This is a genomic window from Paraburkholderia sp. TE9906, assembly GCF_056279605.1.
Genome location: NZ_JBWCCT010000004.1, coordinates 108,716 through 123,612, shown reverse-complemented (window position 1 = coordinate 123,612; position 14,897 = coordinate 108,716). Strand labels below are relative to the sequence as shown.

The following is a 14,897-nucleotide window of genomic DNA, read 5'->3' as shown; positions in this document are numbered from 1 at the left end:
TGCTGGGCAGCTTGTTGTGCGCGCGGCGCTCAGTGAGCCGGCGCGGCCAACTGGCTGGCGGCCCGTGCGAGACGCGTGACTTCGTCCCAGTTCTGCGCGGCCAGCGCGGCCTTCGGCGTGAGCCAGGAACCGCCCACGCACACCACGTTCGGCAGCGACAGGAAATGCGGCGCCGTTTCGGCCGTGATGCCGCCGGTCGGGCAGAATTTCAACGTCGGGAACGGGCCGTGGAAGGCCTGCAGCATGGGCACGCCGCCGGCTTGCTGCGCCGGGAAAAACTTCACGATCTCGTAGCCGAGCTCCAGCGCCGTGATGATGTCGGTGGGCGTCATCACACCCGGCAGCAGCGGCAAGCCCGCATCCTGCGCGGCCTTGTGCATGTCCCTCGTGAGGCCCGGCGAGACGCCGAATTGCGCGCCCGCCTTCTTGGCCTGCGCGCAGTGCTCGGGCTTCGTGATCGTGCCGACGCCGACCACGATGTCCTCGGCCAGCTGGCTCGCGCGCTCGATCGCTTCGAGCCCGGCCGCCGTGCGCAATGTGATTTCCAGCACCTTCACGCCGCCCGCATGCAGCGCGCGCGACACGTGTTCGCCCTGGTCGACCGAGTCGAACGCGAGCACCGGAATCACCGGGCCGAGGCGCACGATATCGCTTACTGTTTTCGACGTCATAGTCAGACTCCTTGTTTCTGCAGCACTTAGCTCGTTTGCGTGGTGCTTGTGTGTTTGTCGGTATGCGCTTTGGCCGCGGCACCGCGATGCGTTGCATGCTGATCCGCGCGCGGGGTTGCGTCTTCACCCACCATCTTGCCGAACACCGACGCGCCCTGCTCCGCCGGCGCCGCCGCCGCGCGGAATACGCCGAACAGTTCGCGGCCGAAGCCGACTTCGTTTTCCGCCTGATGCAGCGGCTCGGCGTTCGGGCGCGCGGCCCATTCGGCCGCGTCGATCTCGATGTCGAGCACGCCCGCTTCGGCGTCGATCACCAGCATGTCGCCCGTGCGCACCTTGCCGATCGGGCCTTGCAGCAACGCTTCCGGCGACAGGTGGATCACCGCCGGCACCTTGCCCGACGCGCCGGACATGCGGCCGTCCGTCACCAGTGCGACATGGAAACCCTGATCCTGCAACACACCCAGCAGCGGCGTCAAACGATGCAGCTCGGGCATGCCGTTTGCCCGCGCGCCCTGGAAGCGCACCACGGCGATGAAATCGCGCTTCAGCTCGCCTTTGTCGAACGCCTCCTGCACCGCTTCCTGGGAATCGAACACGATCGCCGGCGCTTTCACCTTGCGATGCGCCGCCGCCACCGCCGAAATCTTGATCACGCCGCGACCGAGTTTGCCCTGCATCAGGCGCAAGCCGCCGTCCGGCTGGAACGGCTCGTCGATGCCGCGCAGCACCGCCGTGTCCGCGCTCGCCTCGACGGCCGGCACCCATTGCAGCTTGCCGTCGAGCAGCTTCGGCTCTTCGGTGTAATGCGCGAGCCCCTTGCCCGCGACCGTGTTCACGTCGTCGTGCAGCAAGCCGCCTTCGAGCAGATTGCGCACGAGGAACGCGACGCCGCCGGCCGCGTGGAAGTGATTCACGTCGGCCTTGCCGTTCGGGTAGATCTTCGCGAGCAGCGGCACCACTTGCGACAGCGTGTCGAAGTCGTCCCAGTCGATCACGATGCCCGCCGCGCGCGCAATCGCCACGAGGTGCAGCGTGTGATTGGTCGAGCCACCTGTCGCCAGCAACGCGACGATGCCGTTGACCACCGCCTTCTCGTCGACCACGTGGCCGATCGGCATGTAGTTGCCGCGTTCCACCGTCAGATCGAGCACGCGGCGCGCGGCCTGCGCGGTCAGCGCGTCGCGCAGCGGCGTATGCGGATGCACGAAGGCCGAGCCCGGCAGATGCAGGCCCATTACTTCCATGAGCATCTGGTTGCTGTTGGCGGTGCCGTAGAACGTGCAGGTGCCGTGGCTGTGGTACGCGGCCGCTTCCGCTTCGAGCAGCGCGTCGCGGCCGCATTGGCCGGTGGCGAACTGCTGGCGCGTCTTCGCCTTGTCGTCGTTGGACAGGCCGCTCGCCATCGGGCCGGCCGGCACGAAAATGGTCGGCAGATGACCGAATTGCAGTGCGCCGATCAGCAGACCCGGCACGATCTTGTCGCAGATGCCGAGGCACAGCGCGGCATCGAACATGTTGTGCGTGAGCGCGACAGCCGTGCCCATCGCGATGACTTCACGCGAGAACAGCGACAGCTCCATGCCCGCGTTGCCCTGCGTGATGCCGTCGCACATGGCCGGCACGCCGCCCGCGAATTGCGCGACGCCGCCGTTTTCACGCGCGGCCTGCTTGATGATGTCCGGGTAGTTTTTGTACGGCGCGTGGGCCGACAGCATCTCGTTGTACGAGGACACGATGCCGATGTTCGGCTCGCGGATCTGCTTGATGACGAGCTTGTCGTTGCCCTCGAGACCGGCGAAACCGTGAGCCAGGTTGGCGCACGAGAGTGCGCCGCGCGCCGGGAACTTGCCTTGCGCATGGTGGATGCGGGCCAGATACGCGTCACGGGTGGGCTTGCTGCGCTCGATCACGCGCCGCGTGACCTTCAACAATTGCGAATGCGGGGAAACCATCGGAGCTCCTTCGTCGCTGGCGGCAGGCGCGCGCGCACTTTGCCAGGTAGGTATCGCGGGGCGTCGGATCAACCGACGACGCCATCTTAGTAGAAAAACTACACGATCGCAACGCCGCTTCCTGTTGCGCCGCGGCATTGGGTCATGTCGCGCTGCGCCTTACTGGAAGCCAGTAAGCGCTGAATGATAAAAACCTAGGGATTACACCTAGAGCCAGATATGTAGTTTTTGTACCTTCTCATGCAATCAGATATAGTCCACGCATTCTTCAGCATAGTGCGAGTTTTCCAATGATGCTGTCCCAGGTGGAAGAGATGCGCGAGCAGCTGCGCCCCTCCGAGCGCAAGCTGGCCGATTACGTGATCGAAGCACCCCGCGAGGTGCTCGACCTGTCGATGACCGAAGTCGCCGCCCGTGCGGGCGTGAGCCAGCCGACCATCGCGCGGTTCTGTCATGCGCTCGGCTTTTCGGGGTTTCGGGAGTTCAAGATCCGGCTCGCGCAGGGCATTGCCGCCGAGGTGCCCGCCGTCTATCGCGACGTGCGGCCCGACGAGCCGACGCCGGGCGTCGCCGCTAAGGTGCTCGACCGGACCATCGGCGCGCTGATCCAGGTGCGCAACAATCTGTCGTCGGACAGCGTGGCGGCGGCGATCGAGATGCTGGCGCAGGCGCGTCGCATCGAGTTTTACGGCGCGGGCGGCTCGGGCATCGCCGCGCTCGACGTGCAGCACAAGTTCTTCCGGCTCGGCATGCCAAGCGTCGCGTATTCGGACCCGCATACGTTTCTGATGTCGGCGGCGCTATTGGGCGAAGGCGACGTCGTGATCGCGATTTCGAACACCGGCCGCACGCGCGACATCATCGACGCCGCGAAGGCCGCGCTCAACGCGGGCGCGAAGGTGATTGCGATTACGCACGGCAATTCGCCGCTGGCACGCCTCGCGACGGTCGGCCTGTTCGCGAACGTCGACGAGGACACGGATATCTTTTCGCCGATGACCTCGCGCGTGTCGCATCTGGCGATCGGCGACATTCTGGCGGTGGGCGTGGCGCTCAGCCGTGGTCCGGAACTGCTGGAAAAGCTCGCGCAGACCAAGGAGGTGATTCACCGGCGCAGGGTGGACTCGCACGGGTGAGGCGCGGCAGCGCCCATGCAAAGCAGCACGCCAGAAACGACAAGGGCGGTTTGCCGATCAACCGGCAAACCGCCCTTCTTCGTTGTTCACTGCCGCGTATGAAAAGCGCGGAATCAGAACGGCTTGATCACGACCAGCGCGACCGCCGCGAGCATCCCCAACACCGGCAACTCATTGAACATCCGATACCACTTGTCCGAGCGACGATTCTCGCCGCGCTCGAATGTCCGCAGCAGCACGCCGCAATACGCGTGATAAACGACCAGCAGCACGACCACGCCGACCTTCGCGTGAATCCAGCCCTGCCCGCTGCCGATGCCGACCACGAGCCACAGCCACAATCCGCACACCAGCGCCGGCACCGCGATCAGCGTCTGGAAGCGGAACAGCTTGCGCGCCATGATCAGCAGGCGCGCGGTAGCGGCGGGTTCCGTTTCCATCGCCAGATTGACGAAGATGCGCGGCAAATAGAACAGGCCGGCAAACCAGGAGGCAACCAGGACGATGTGAAACGTTTTTACCCAAAGCATCAGCGGTCCTCGTGCAACGTTGTGGCTGGCGCAGCCAGGCACACCCGCCTGTCACCGCGCCCAGAAATGATGCCGCCTTATTGACGGCCTTCGCCGTGACCCAGCACGACGTATTTGAGCGAGGTCAGGCCTTCCAGCCCGACCGGGCCGCGCGCATGCAGCTTGTCGTTCGAAATGCCGATTTCCGCGCCCAGGCCGAACTCGAAGCCGTCGGCAAAACGCGTCGAAGCGTTGACCATCACGCTCGCCGAATCCACTTCGCGCAGGAAGCGCATCGCGCGATCGTGGTCTTCCGTGACGATCGCGTCGGTGTGGTGCGAGCTGTAGGTGTTGATGTGATCGATCGCCGCGTCGAGATCGTCGACCACCTTGATCGCGAGCACCGGCGCGAGGTATTCGGTGCGCCAGTCTTCCTCGGTCGCATCGACGAGCGGACCGACACCCGCATCCGCCAGCACCGCGCGTGCCGCCGCGTCCACGCGCAGCTCGACATCCTTGCCGCGATACAGTTTGCCGAGCGGCGGCAGCACGTCAGCCGCGATGCCGCGCGCGACCAGCAGCGTTTCCATCGTATTGCAGGTGCCGTAGCGGTGCGTCTTCGCGTTGTCGCAGACGTTCAGCGCCTTGGCGAGATCCGCGCGATCGTCGACATACACGTGGCAGATGCCGTCGAGGTGCTTGATCATCGGCACGCGCGCTTCGTTGATCAGCCGCTCGATCAGGCTCTTGCCGCCGCGCGGCACGATCACGTCGACATACTCGGTCATCGTGATCAGCTTGCCGACCGCCGCGCGATCCGACGTGGCGACCACCTGCACGGCGTCCTGCGGCAAACCGGCGGCTTGCAACCCTTCGCCGATCAGCTTCGCCAGCGCGGTGTTGCATTCGAGCGCTTCCGAGCCGCCGCGCAGAATCGTCGCGTTGCCGGATTTGAGGCACAGCGCCGCGGCGTCGATCGTCACGTTCGGACGCGATTCGTAGATGATGCCGATCACACCGAGCGGCACGCGCATCTGGCCGACCTGGATGCCGCTCGGCCGGTACTTCAGATTGCTGATCTCGCCGATCGGATCGGCCAGCGACGCGACCTGCCGCAAGCCTTCGACCATCGTGTTCAACGCTTTGTCCGACAGCGTGAGACGGTCGATGAACGCGGCGTCGTGTCCCTTGTCGCGGGCGCGCGCGAGGTCGCGCGCATTGGCTTCCTTGAGCAGCGCGGCATCGCGCTCGATAGCCTGCGCGACGGCCGCGAGCGCGGCGTTCTTCGCCGCCGTCGAGGCTCGCGCCATCGCGCGCGAAGCCTGGCGCGCGCGCCGGCCGAGGTCGGTCATGTACTGGTCGATATCCATGGTCATTCTCGTGGTGCCGCGCACGTCGATGTGCGGCGGACTGGCAGGATTGGCGAAAGAAGAAACGATTGTAAGTCGGGTGCAGGTGCTTTGCTCGCGAAGGCGGTGTGGGCTGCGTGGCCTGAGTCGAACCTGCGCGCGCCTGAATGGGCTAATGCGCTGGCAGACGCGGTGGCGAACAGCGCGGCAAATGCGGCGCTTGAGGAGCACATCGCGACACGCTGACGGCGCCGCACTTGACCAACCTTTGCGCGAAGCGATCCAGCGCCGCTACGCGCCCTTCACGCCCCGGTTCACGCTGGCCTTCGCGCCGGCGTCATGGTGCCAGCCCGAGGTCGCGGCGGCGGAACCGGCGCGGCTTTCGGCGCGGCCACCGTCATGGCGAGTTCGAAGAGACCGTCCCACGGATCGGGCGGCGGATCGTTGCGATGATTGCCCGGCGTGCTGCCGGACAAACCCTTCACCTGCCGATCCAGCCGCGCCGCCAAAGCGAGCGCCTTCTCCAGCGCCCCTTCGGTGACGCGCGACAGCGCCGGCCCGATCAGCCTCTCGCGCGGACCCCACACGCGGTTCTCGCGCACCAGCATCGCGAGCGGCCTGCCGGCAGCGACGCCACGCTTGATCCGCAGCAACGTGCGCACTTCTTCGACGACCGCCCACAACACCAGCACCGACGCCTCGCCCTCGCCGCGCAGCCCGTCGAGCATGCGCGCGAGGCGGCCGACGTCGCCTGCCAGCATCGCTTCGTTCAGCTTGAAGACGTCGTAGCGCGCGACGTTGAGCACGGCGTCATGAATCTGTTCGAAGCCGAGCGTGCCGGCCGGATACAACAGCCCGAGCTTCTGGATTTCCTGATGCGCGGCGAGCAGATTGCCTTCCACCCGCTCGGCGATGAACGCCAAAGCGCGCCGCCCTTCTTCGCCGGCCGCGACGCGCTGGCCTTGGGCTGCGAGCCGCTGCCCGACCCAGTTCGGCAACTGTGCGCGCTCCACCGGATCGATCTTCAACGCAACGCCCGCATCGGCGAGCGCCGTGAACCACGCGGACTTTTGCGTGGCCGCGTCGAGCCGCGGCAGCGTGACCATCGTCAGCACGTCGTCGTTGACGGCGGCGGCGAGCGCCTTCAGCGCATCCGCGCCTTCCTTGCCGGGCTTGCCCGACGGAATGCGCAGCTCGACCAGCTGGCGGTCGCCGAACAGCGACATCGACTGGCTCGCGCCGAGCAGCGAACTCCAGTCGAAACCGCGCTCGACCGTGAACACCGAGCGGTCGGTGAACCCCGCCGCGCGTGCCGTCGCGCGAATCCGGTCGCACGCTTCCTGCGCGAGCAGATGCTCGTCGCCGTACACGACGTACAGTCCGGCGAGTCCCTTCGCGAGATGCGCTTCGAGCGCGTCAAGTCGCAGTTGCATGGCTACTGGTCGGCGAGGTTGAACAGGTGTGGTGAATCACACACGGCAGCGGATACGCCATCACGCTCACAGCGGCGGCGGCGGCAACGGCGCACGCGGCGCGACGGCCGGCACACCTTCGCCCGGCGCCGGATTCAGCGAGCGCACGACCCCCAACCGGCGAATCAGTTGGTCGATCGCGTCGTTTTCCATATCGGCGAAGAGGATGTCGGACTCGGCGGCCTTCGCTTGCGAGAACTGGTCGCTATAGGTCATCGCGCGGTTCAGCGCGATCACGCTCGACGGAATCAGGATGGTGCCGTCTTTGCCGGTCAGCGTGTAGGTCATCGACAGATTCAGTTGATATTCCGCGACCACGCCCAGCGAGTTCAGCGTCAGCGTGCTGGTACTACGGCCTTGCGTGATCCGCAGCAGCGCGTCGGCATTGGCCGGCGAGTTGACCACGACCGTGTCGCTGCCACCCTGCACCATGCGCGTGAGCCGCGCGACGGCGGCCGGGGAACCGCCCGAAACATAGAGGCGCTTGAATGCGTAGTCCTGCTGGCCGCGCAGCTGGAAGCCGCAGGCCGACAACATCATCACGCTGCAAGCCAGCGTCAAAAACGATCTGCGAGTCACATTGGCTCCCGGTTCGCAGTAGATTCCGCAGCGCAGACAAACGCCGCCGCGCGCGGCGGCGTCCTGTCTGCCGACATGTTTTCGTGGACCGTCAAACGACCACGTTCACGAGACGGCCCGGCACCACGACGATCTTCTTCGGGGCCTTGCCTTCGCTGAACTTCGCGACCATCTCATGCGCGCCCGCGAGCTGCTCGATCGCTTCACGAGTCGCGTCTTTCGCCACGGTGATCGCGCCGCGCACCTTGCCGTTCACCTGCAGCACGAGTTCGATCTCGGCCTGCTCCAGCGCCTTCTCGTCGACCTTCGGCCATGCCGCGTCGAGCAGCGAGCCGAATTCGTCGGCGTAACCGAGTTCCTGCCACAGCTGGAACGTCAGGTGCGGCACCACCGGGTACAGCACGCGCAGCATCACGCTGTAGGTTTCGCGCAGCACGGCCGGCTGGGCGCTCTTCGCGCTGTCGAGCGCGTTGAGCATCTTCATCGCGGCCGACACCACCGTGTTGTACTGCAGACGCTGATAGTCGAAGTCGGCCTGCTTCAGCACGCTGTAGATCTCGCGGCGCAGCAGCTTGTCGGCCTCGCCGAATTGCGCGGCGTCGAGTTGACCGCCCGCACGCAACGCGGCTTCGTTCGTGTGACCGAAATTCCACACGCGGCGCAGGAAGCGGCTCGCGCCTTCCACGCCCGAACCGGACCACTCGAGCTGTTGCTCGGGGGGAGCCGCGAACATCACGAACAGACGCGCGGTGTCCGCGCCGTGCTGATCGATCAGCAATTGCGGATCGACGCCATTGTTCTTCGACTTCGACATCTTCTCGACGCCGCCGAGTACCACCGGCTGGCCGTCCACGTTCAGGATCGCGCCGACCGGGCGGCCCTTGTCGTCGAACGACACGGTGACGTCGGCCGGGTTGTACCAGGTCTTCTTGCCCGCTTCGTTTTCGCGGTAATACGTTTCGTTGAGCACCATGCCCTGCGTGAGCAGGTTCTTGGCCGGCTCGCCGAATTTGACGAGGCCGAGGTCGCGCATCACCTTCGCCCAGAAGCGCGAGTACAGCAGGTGCAGGATCGCGTGCTCGATACCGCCGATGTACTGGTCCATCGGCGCCCAGTAGTCGGTGCGCTCATCGACCATGGTCTTCGCATCCGGCGACGCGTAACGGTAGAAGTACCAGGACGAGTCGACGAAGGTGTCCATCGTGTCGGTTTCGCGTTTGGCCGCGCCGCCGCAGCTCGGGCAGGCGCAGTTCACGAACGCTTCGGACTTCGCGAGCGGATTGCCCGTGCCGTCCGGCACGAGGTCCTCAGGCAGCACCACCGGCAGATCTTTTTCCGGCACCGGCACGTCGCCGCACGCCGGGCAGTGGATGATCGGAATCGGCGTGCCCCAGTAGCGCTGACGCGACACGCCCCAGTCACGCAGACGCCACGTGATCTGTTTGTCGCCGAGGCCGAGTTCCTTCAGGTCTGCCGCGATCTGGTCGACTGCTGCTTCGTATGCGAGGCCGTCGTACTTGCCGCTGTTGACCAGCGTGCCGGTCTTCTCGCCGTACCATTCCTGCCAGGCGTCAGTCGAGAATTCCTTGCCTTCGACTGCCACTACCTGTTTGATCGGCAGATCGTATTTCTTCACGAACGCGAAGTCGCGCTCGTCGTGCGCGGGCACGCCCATCACCGCGCCTTCGCCGTAGCTCATCAGCACGTAGTTGCCGATCCACACTTCGACCTGTTCCTGCGTCAGCGGATGCGTGACGTAGAAGCCGGTGCCCATGCCCTTCTTTTCCATCGTCGCGACGTCGGCTTCGGCCACGCCGCCGCGCTTGCACTCTTCGATGAACGCCTGCAGCTCCGGCTTGCCTTGCGCGAGGCGCGTGGCGAGCGGATGCTCGGCGGCGATCGCGCAGAAGGTCACGCCCATGATCGTGTCGGCGCGCGTGGTGAACACGCGCAGCAGCTTCTGTTCGCCGTCGATTTCATACGGGAAGCCGAAGTTCACCCCGAAGCTCTTGCCGATCCAGTTCTGCTGCATGATCTTGACGCGCTCGGGCCAGCCGAGGCCGTCGAGGTCGTTCAGCAATTCGTCCGCGTACTGCGTGATGCGCATGTAGTACATCGGGATTTCGCGCTTCTCGACGAGCGCGCCCGAGCGCCAGCCGCGGCCGTCGATCACCTGCTCGTTGGCGAGCACGGTCTGATCGACCGGGTCCCAGTTGACGGTGCCGGTCTTCTTGTACGCGATGCCCTTTTCGAGCATCTTCAGGAACAGCCACTGGTTCCACTTGTAGTAGTCGGGACTGCAGGTCGCGATTTCGCGGGTCCAGTCGATCGCGAGGCCCATCGACTGCATCTGCTTCTTCATGTAAGCGATGTTGTCGTAGGTCCACTTCGCGGGCGGCACGTTGTTGGCCATCGCGGCGTTTTCCGCCGGCATACCGAACGCGTCCCAGCCCATCGGCATCAGCACGTTGTAGCCGTTCATCCGCAGATAGCGGTACATCACGTCATTGATCGTGTAGTTGCGCACGTGCCCCATGTGCAGCTTGCCCGACGGGTACGGCAGCATCGAGACGCAATAGAACTTGGGCTTGTCGGTGGTTTCCGTCGTCTTGTACGCGTCGATGGCGCGCCATTGCCCTTGCGCGGCGGATTCGACGTCGGAGGGAACGTATTTTTCGTGCATGGTGTGATGGGATCGCTGGGTTCGGTGCTTTCGCACCGGCCGCTTTGGTGCTCTGCTGAATGAAATGACGTCGTTTCCCCGTCGGCGGGGAAAGGGCTGATTATACCGTTCGCGGACGGCTACGCCGCGCGGGATGGTGCGCGGGCGCAGAGCTGTGCGTGTGCAGCGCGGCGCGGGGTTTAATGCCCCGCGTCCGTCGGCGGCGGGTCCGTCACGAAACCGATCCGCTCGAGCCCGGCCTGCTGCGCCGCGCCCATCACCTGGGCAATGACCTCGTAGCGCGTCGAGCGCTCCGCGCGCAGATGAATCTCCGGCTGCTCCGACTGCTGCTTCGCCTGGCTCGCCGCCTGCGCGAACTGCGTGCGCATCTGCGCGAGCGTGATGAGGTTGCCGTTCCAGTACAGCTTGCCGGCGGCGTCGATCGACAGGGAAATGGTTTGCGGCGTCTCGCGCGCGGGCGTGGCCGCGACTTTCGGCAGATCGAGCCGGATCGCGTGCGTGAACAACGGCGCGGTAATGATGAAAATCACCAGCAGCACCAGCATCACGTCGATCAACGGGGTCATGTTGATCTCGGCCATCGGCGCAGCCGTCTGCTTTTTCTCGAGTCCGCCGAATGCCATGATCGCCTCCTTCCGTCTGAGCTTTCCGTGCGCGCTTTCCGCTTGAAGTCTGATGCCGGGCCTGCTGGCCTGGGCGTGATGCCTCGGCTTCTGTGAACCGCGCGCCTAGTGGGTCGAAGCCTGCTCCGCCCGCACCGGCGCGTGAGCCTGCTCGGCGGGCGCGCACACGTACGCGTGCAGATCGTGCGCGAAGCCGTCGAGTTCTTCGGACAACTGCCGCACGAGACGCCCGAGCACGTTGTACGCCAGCACCGCCGGAATCGCGACCACCAGACCGAACGCGGTCATGATCAGCGCTTCGCCGACCGGGCCCGCGACGTTCTCGATTTGCGCCTGACCCGCCGCGGCGATGCTGCCGAGCGCGTGATAGATGCCCCATACGGTCCCGAGCAAGCCGACGAACGGCGCCGTGGCGCCCACCGACGCCAGCAGCACCTGGCCGAATTCGAGCCGCCGCTGCGACGCGTTGAGCGCCAGGCGCAACGAGCGCAACACCCGCTCGCCGCGCTCGACACGCGCGAGCAGCGCGCCCGGAATATCCACCTCGGCCGCATGCAGCGCCGCTTCGGCGAGCGGCAGGAAGACGCGCTCCCGGTCCGCGCGCCGCAACACCGCGACGCCCTCGGACAGCGTCGGCGCCTGCCAGAACTGCGCAATCGCCCGTGTGGCCTGACGTTTGGCGCGAGTCAGCATCCAGCTCTTGACGATCAGAAAGCACCAGCTCGCAATCGACATGGCCAGCAGCACATACGCGACCCCGTGCGTGATCGCGTCGCTGGTTTGCAGGTAATGGATGATGCCGCTGCTGCCTGCCATCTGACCTCGCAGGGGAAAAGTGAATTCAGGGCGTGCGCCGGGGCCGCGATGCCGCCGGGCCTACGTGCATAAACCGCGCAAGGCCCGCTCAACGCAGGCCGAGCACGTCCTGCATGTCGAAAAAGCCGGCCTTATGGCCTTCTAGGAAATGCACTGCACGAAGCGAGCCTTGTGCATACGACAGCCGGCTCGACGATTTGTGCGTGATTTCGATGCGCTCGCCGGTGCCCGCGAACAATACCGTATGATCGCCGACGATATCGCCGCCGCGAATCGCCGAGAAGCCGATCGTGGACGGATCGCGCTCGCCGGTCACGCCTTCGCGGCCGTAGACCGCGCAGTCGTCGAGATTGCGGCCGAGCGCGTTGGCGATCACTTCGCCCATGGTCAGCGCGGTGCCGGACGGCGCGTCGACCTTGTGACGATGATGCGCCTCGATGATCTCGATGTCGTAGCCCGTCGCGAAATGCTTCGCCGCGTATTCCAACAGCTTGAGCGTGACGTTCACACCCACGCTCATATTCGACGCGAACACGATGGCGACCTTGTCCGCCGCGGCGCGCAGTTGCGCTTTCTGCTCGTTGTCGAAGCCGGTCGTGCCGATCACCATCTTCACGTTGTGGCGCTGCGCCGCTGCAAGATGCTCCAGTGTGCCGGCCGGGCGCGTGAAGTCGATCAGGTAATCGGACTCGGCGAACACGCGCTCGATGTCGTCGGTCATCAGCACGCCCGTCTGCTTGCCGAGAAACGCACCGGCGTCCTGCCCGAGTTGCGCGGAGGCCGCGCGCACGAGCGCGCCGGACAACGTGGCGGCGGGATCATTGAGGACGGTTTCGATGAGCATGCGGCCCATACGGCCCGATGCGCCAGCAATGGCAATTTTCATGGCTACGAGGGTTCGAAAAGACAAAACCCGGCAAATGCGGGCAAACGCGGCGGCGGCGGGCAGCACGCCCGGGCGCCGCACTCATTGGACAAGCGGAGAATCCGGCGGGCGCCGCGCGCATGGCGCCGTGCCCGCCTTAAAGCAAGGACAGCGAGATTAGTCGCCCGTTCCCGATGTCGACGGCGACGACGTCACTGGCGCGTTGGACGTCGAGCCGCTGTTGCTGCTTTGCGGGCCCGTCGGTCCGACCGGATTGCTCTGCGTGGTCGGGCCCGGCGGCGGCGGACGGTGGAACTGGAACTGCGGCTGCCCGCCGGAGGTCGGCCCTTGCGACGGCACGCCCCCCCCGTTCGCGGTCGGCGCCGTGGAACGCACCGACGACGGCCCGTTCGACGGCGACTGCACCGCATTGGTCGCACGATTGGCGGCTTGCGCGGCCTCCGCGTTGGCGTCCATGGACGGCGCGCCGGCTGCGGCGGCGCCCTCGACCGACGGCGAACGCGCGGTGTCCGGCGTGGCCGGGGCTTGCGCCGTGGCCGCCGGCGCGCTTGCGGCATTCGCCTCGGCGGCGCTGGCCGCGCTCGGCGCGTTCGCCACCGCCCTTCGGTTGCCACGGCGGTCGCCGTCGATCTCGGCCAGCAATTCGAGGTTGGACGGCAAGTCGTCGCCACCCGTCCAGCTCGCGACGATGTCACCCGAGAAGAACACGACGAAGTCGCGCTGCTGCACGATAGCGGTCGAGCCGCGCTTGAAATAGAACACGTAGTCCCAGCGGTCCGCGTGGAACATGTCGGTCAAAAGCGGCGTGCCGAGCAGTTGGCGCACCTGCGCGCGCGTCATGCCGACCTTCATTTGCGACGCCATTTCACTCGAAACGAAATTGCCTTGCACCACCGTGATCCGGTACGGCGTGATGCTTTGCGCGACTCGCTGCGTGAGGCTGTCGTACGTGGAACATCCGGCAAGAACCGCGACAGTCGCAACAGCGATCAAGGTACCCCGCATGCGGCTCCCCCGGTAGATCAATTGAGATTTTGAAATCATTTCACTCACCGTGCGGGCCCGCTGGCGGGCCGCGCGAGTTTCATTCCATCGAAGATGACCAGAACGGCAAAAACACATTACTATGAGAGCCCAGCATTGTACTCTAGGGATCCCTTGTCATGACCAATCCAACCGATCTCAAGAATATCGGGCTCAAGGCGACCCTTCCGCGCCTCAAAATTCTTGAGATTTTTCAGCACAGCCCGGTACGTCATCTGACGGCCGAAGACGTGTACCGCAACCTCCTGCACGAGGAACTCGATATCGGCCTCGCAACCGTGTATCGCGTGCTGACGCAATTCGAGCAGGCGGGTCTGCTCTCGCGCAGCAATTTCGAATCGGGCAAGGCGGTGTTCGAACTCAACGAAGGGTCGCATCACGACCATCTCGTGTGTCTCGACTGCGGGCTTGTGGAAGAGTTTTTCGATGCCGAAATCGAGAGCCGTCAACAATCTATTGCGAAGGAACGCGGCTTCAAGCTGCAGGAACACGCGTTGGCGCTGTATGGCGCCTGTACGAAGGAGAATTGCCCGCATCGCAAGCATTGACGCCGTTGCGCCGCTCGCGCCGGGGTGCGCGAGGCGGCAATGAAAAAGACCCGGCCGATGTGAATCGGCCGGGTCTTTTTACGTTCACGGCGGCGGTCTATGTGCTGCTATGCGATAAGTTCGGCGCTTATTTCAAACGCCAGCCGCCACGGCTCGGCTAATGGCAGTTCATCGCAATTGTTGCCTTCGCCGCCACGATCGACCACCACGAAGTCGCTCACCTGATCGAGCGCCAGCAGCGGGTGATGCCAGACTCCTTTTGCGTAGTTCACGCCCTGCCAGGCGTCGGTCCAGAAGGCCCGCATACGCGCCGGATCGAACTCGCCCGGCGGCGCGACCACCACCAGGTAGCGGCCCTGTCGTAAGGGAATGAAAGCCTGGCTGCCGAGCGGATGCCGCTCCATCATCGTGATGTCGACCGGCAGCGTGCGCGGCTGCGCGCGAAACAGGTTGATCAGCGGGCGGCCGCCCTGCGCCGTCACGTCGACGGCAGCGAGATCGTGATAGCGCTCGGTCGTGCCGCCATTGATCGCGAAATGGCGCGCGCCGTCCAGCTCGATGACTTCGCCGAACGGTGCGAAGGACGCCCGCGTCAAACGTTCCATCTGCAATGTCTTCATCACGCG

14 protein-coding genes are annotated in these 14,897 nt (G+C 65.3%); 2 read left to right on the top strand and 12 right to left on the bottom strand.

All coding sequences use genetic code 11. The features are described 5' to 3' along the window. Positions 1 to 29 precede the first annotated feature (29 nt). Together eda and edd are read right to left on the bottom strand one after the other, a co-directional pair. Entirely contained in the window at positions 30 to 671 is a 642-nt protein-coding gene (gene eda / locus ACZ9H4_RS11455) for a bifunctional 4-hydroxy-2-oxoglutarate aldolase/2-dehydro-3-deoxy-phosphogluconate aldolase (RefSeq protein WP_408147798.1), read from the bottom strand. A gap of 26 nt (positions 672 to 697) precedes the next feature. Continuing rightward, positions 698 to 2,626: a phosphogluconate dehydratase gene (gene edd / locus ACZ9H4_RS11450; RefSeq protein WP_408147796.1), complete on the bottom strand. Its 1,929-nt coding sequence runs from the start codon at positions 2,624 to 2,626 to the stop codon at positions 698 to 700. Between the two features lie 290 nt (positions 2,627 to 2,916). On the opposite strand from edd, the gene ACZ9H4_RS11445 reads away from it, so the two are divergent. Beyond that, positions 2,917 to 3,762, top strand: a complete 846-nt coding sequence (locus tag ACZ9H4_RS11445; protein WP_408156481.1) for a MurR/RpiR family transcriptional regulator — start codon at positions 2,917 to 2,919, stop codon at positions 3,760 to 3,762. A gap of 113 nt (positions 3,763 to 3,875) precedes the next feature. On the opposite strand, the gene ACZ9H4_RS11440 is transcribed toward ACZ9H4_RS11445, so the two are convergent. From ACZ9H4_RS11440 to ACZ9H4_RS11400, 9 genes are all read right to left on the bottom strand, one after another. Beyond that, positions 3,876 to 4,292 (bottom strand): CopD family protein, encoded by a 417-nt coding sequence (locus ACZ9H4_RS11440; RefSeq protein ID WP_476119081.1) that lies wholly within the window; start codon positions 4,290 to 4,292, stop codon positions 3,876 to 3,878. A 77-nt stretch (positions 4,293 to 4,369) separates the two neighbouring features. Then, positions 4,370 to 5,641 carry a glutamate-5-semialdehyde dehydrogenase gene (locus ACZ9H4_RS11435; protein ID WP_408156479.1) on the bottom strand — a complete coding sequence of 424 codons (1,272 nt, stop codon included), beginning with the start codon at positions 5,639 to 5,641 and terminating at the stop codon, positions 4,370 to 4,372. A gap of 293 nt (positions 5,642 to 5,934) precedes the next feature. Beyond that, positions 5,935 to 7,053 (bottom strand): DNA polymerase III subunit delta, encoded by a 1,119-nt coding sequence (gene holA / locus ACZ9H4_RS11430; protein ID WP_476119080.1) that lies wholly within the window; start codon positions 7,051 to 7,053, stop codon positions 5,935 to 5,937. A 66-nt stretch (positions 7,054 to 7,119) separates the two neighbouring features. Next, positions 7,120 to 7,671 (bottom strand): LPS-assembly lipoprotein LptE, encoded by a 552-nt coding sequence (locus ACZ9H4_RS11425; RefSeq protein WP_408147786.1) that lies wholly within the window; start codon positions 7,669 to 7,671, stop codon positions 7,120 to 7,122. Between the two features lie 91 nt (positions 7,672 to 7,762). Beyond that, a complete protein-coding gene (gene leuS, locus ACZ9H4_RS11420; protein ID WP_476119079.1) occupies positions 7,763 to 10,354 on the bottom strand; it encodes a leucine--tRNA ligase in 2,592 nt (863 codons plus the stop codon). A 179-nt stretch (positions 10,355 to 10,533) separates the two neighbouring features. Next, positions 10,534 to 10,977 carry an ExbD/TolR family protein gene (locus tag ACZ9H4_RS11415; RefSeq protein ID WP_476119078.1) on the bottom strand — a complete coding sequence of 148 codons (444 nt, stop codon included), beginning with the start codon at positions 10,975 to 10,977 and terminating at the stop codon, positions 10,534 to 10,536. Positions 10,978 to 11,082: 105 nt separating this feature from the next. Next, positions 11,083 to 11,793: a MotA/TolQ/ExbB proton channel family protein gene (locus ACZ9H4_RS11410; RefSeq protein WP_476119077.1), complete on the bottom strand. Its 711-nt coding sequence runs from the start codon at positions 11,791 to 11,793 to the stop codon at positions 11,083 to 11,085. Between the two features lie 88 nt (positions 11,794 to 11,881). Continuing rightward, positions 11,882 to 12,679, bottom strand: coding sequence for a 4-hydroxy-tetrahydrodipicolinate reductase (gene dapB, locus ACZ9H4_RS11405; RefSeq protein ID WP_476119076.1), 798 nt, complete (start codon positions 12,677 to 12,679; stop codon positions 11,882 to 11,884). A gap of 156 nt (positions 12,680 to 12,835) precedes the next feature. After that, positions 12,836 to 13,684, bottom strand: a complete 849-nt coding sequence (locus tag ACZ9H4_RS11400) for an outer membrane protein assembly factor BamE (protein WP_408147777.1) — start codon at positions 13,682 to 13,684, stop codon at positions 12,836 to 12,838. A 158-nt stretch (positions 13,685 to 13,842) separates the two neighbouring features. Here ACZ9H4_RS11400 and fur point away from each other — a divergent pair, with 158 nt between their 5' ends. After that, a complete protein-coding gene (gene fur / locus ACZ9H4_RS11395) occupies positions 13,843 to 14,271 on the top strand; it encodes a ferric iron uptake transcriptional regulator (RefSeq protein ID WP_035548620.1) in 429 nt (142 codons plus the stop codon). 107 nt (positions 14,272 to 14,378) lie between these two features. Here fur and ACZ9H4_RS11390 read toward each other — a convergent pair whose 3' ends face one another. After that, on the bottom strand, positions 14,379 to 14,891 hold the full coding sequence (locus ACZ9H4_RS11390; RefSeq protein ID WP_476119075.1) for an ureidoglycolate lyase: 513 nt from the start codon (positions 14,889 to 14,891) through the stop codon (positions 14,379 to 14,381). Positions 14,892 to 14,897 lie beyond the last annotated feature (6 nt).

Bases quoted from the DNA above. Each gene is read 5' to 3' on its own strand.
- eda (WP_408147798.1), bottom strand. From the start codon at position 671: ATGACGTCGAAAACAGTAAGCGATATCGTGCGCCTCGGCCCGGTGATT.
- edd (WP_408147796.1), bottom strand. From the start codon at position 2,626: ATGGTTTCCCCGCATTCGCAATTGTTGAAGGTCACGCGGCGCGTGATC.
- ACZ9H4_RS11445 (WP_408156481.1), top strand. From the start codon at position 2,917: ATGATGCTGTCCCAGGTGGAAGAGATGCGCGAGCAGCTGCGCCCCTCC.
- ACZ9H4_RS11440 (WP_476119081.1), bottom strand. From the start codon at position 4,292: ATGCTTTGGGTAAAAACGTTTCACATCGTCCTGGTTGCCTCCTGGTTT.
- ACZ9H4_RS11435 (WP_408156479.1), bottom strand. From the start codon at position 5,641: ATGGATATCGACCAGTACATGACCGACCTCGGCCGGCGCGCGCGCCAG.
- holA (WP_476119080.1), bottom strand. From the start codon at position 7,053: ATGCAACTGCGACTTGACGCGCTCGAAGCGCATCTCGCGAAGGGACTC.
- leuS (WP_476119079.1), bottom strand. From the start codon at position 10,354: ATGCACGAAAAATACGTTCCCTCCGACGTCGAATCCGCCGCGCAAGGG.
- ACZ9H4_RS11415 (WP_476119078.1), bottom strand. From the start codon at position 10,977: ATGGCATTCGGCGGACTCGAGAAAAAGCAGACGGCTGCGCCGATGGCC.
- ACZ9H4_RS11410 (WP_476119077.1), bottom strand. From the start codon at position 11,793: ATGGCAGGCAGCAGCGGCATCATCCATTACCTGCAAACCAGCGACGCG.
- dapB (WP_476119076.1), bottom strand. From the start codon at position 12,679: ATGAAAATTGCCATTGCTGGCGCATCGGGCCGTATGGGCCGCATGCTC.
- ACZ9H4_RS11400 (WP_408147777.1), bottom strand. From the start codon at position 13,684: ATGCGGGGTACCTTGATCGCTGTTGCGACTGTCGCGGTTCTTGCCGGA.
- fur (WP_035548620.1), top strand. From the start codon at position 13,843: ATGACCAATCCAACCGATCTCAAGAATATCGGGCTCAAGGCGACCCTT.
- ACZ9H4_RS11390 (WP_476119075.1), bottom strand. From the start codon at position 14,891: ATGAAGACATTGCAGATGGAACGTTTGACGCGGGCGTCCTTCGCACCG.